Source organism: Micromonospora sp. NPDC047620, assembly GCF_043205005.1.
Taxonomy (GTDB): domain Bacteria; phylum Actinomycetota; class Actinomycetes; order Mycobacteriales; family Micromonosporaceae; genus Micromonospora.
The window spans coordinates 1-1,231 of sequence record NZ_JBIDDG010000143.1; the positions used below are offsets into that span (position 1 = coordinate 1).

Consider the following 1,231-nt stretch of genomic DNA (forward strand, 5'->3'; position numbering starts at 1 on the left):
TTTCGCCGACCGGCTGCAACGGATGTCGGTGATCGGGCACTATTGTGGTCGCTGAGCATGGAAGATGCGGTCGGTGCCTAGGTGGGACCGCGGGCAACTCCTTCGGGTACCGTTGGTCTTGTTGCTGGAGTGACAAGAGTGAAGAGTGGGCGACATGGATGTGTGGGGATCCCGCCGCTTTCGCGTTCGGGGCGCAGTGGCACTGGCCGCAATTGCTGCCGTAGCGATCGTGATGGGGTCGTGCGATTTTCACAGCACGCCGAGTGGACCCGAAGCGGTCGTCGAGCATTTCACCCAGCTAATGGACGATCGCGATGCAGCCGGCGCCGCCGCACTGACCTCGTACCCCTCCGGTGCCGAGAGCACTCTGAAGTCGATGTTCGACGGACTCCAGCCCGGTAAGCCCGATTACAGGCTGGTTCAGTTCATCAGCCTCGACGGCGATTCGGCGATGTTCAACCTGAAGGCCGCCTGGAACTTCGGGCCGGGTAAGGACTGGAGCTACGATCTGCAGGGCAATATCCGCAAGCTGGCTATCGGCTGGCGGATTTCCTGGGACCCCACCGTCGTCATGCCGCAACTGGATTACAAGCGGTCGGTGAAGCTCGTCCGCACCGAGGCGACGCCGGCGCCGAAGGTCAACGACAACGACGGCCGGCCGTTGCTCACCCAGCAGACCATCAACGTCATCAAGGTGGATCCCACCAAGACGGGTGATCCGGTCGGCACCACCAATGCCCTGGCCGATGCCATCGCGCCGGTCGCGCCGCTGATCACCGGTGCCTCGCTGATGCAGCAGCTGGCTGGCGCGCAGGGCAAGCCGATCACCGCGGTGAGCCTGCGCGAGGACGATTTCGCGATCCTCGAGCCTCGGATGGCCTCGATTCCGGGCGTGGTGATGGAGAAGCAGCCGAGGCTGATCGTCGCCGACCGCCGGGTGTGGTCGCCCATGACCGATGCGCTGCAGAAGGTGTGGCAGGAGAACCGGGATCAGCACGCCGGCTGGGGTGTGCAGCTGTTCGAGCCCGACGGCCGCATGGTCACCCAACTGGCCGGATATCAGGGTCCGCCGGGACCGGACATCGCCTCCACGATGGACCAGAAGTTGCAGCGTGCGGCCGAGGACGCCGTGGTCAGTGTCGGTACGGCGGCCTCGATCGTGGCGATACAGCCCTCCACGGGTGCGGTGGTCGCGGCGGCCCAGAACAACTACGCCAGCGCCCAGGGCGCG

General features: G+C 65.2%; 1 protein-coding gene. It reads left to right on the top strand.

The window, feature by feature from the left end; all coding sequences use genetic code 11:
- Positions 1-154: 154 nt before the first annotated feature.
- Positions 155-1,231: NTF2-like N-terminal transpeptidase domain-containing protein (locus ACGF5C_RS34805; protein WP_393308675.1), on the top strand; the 1,077-nt coding region annotated here is incomplete at its 3' end.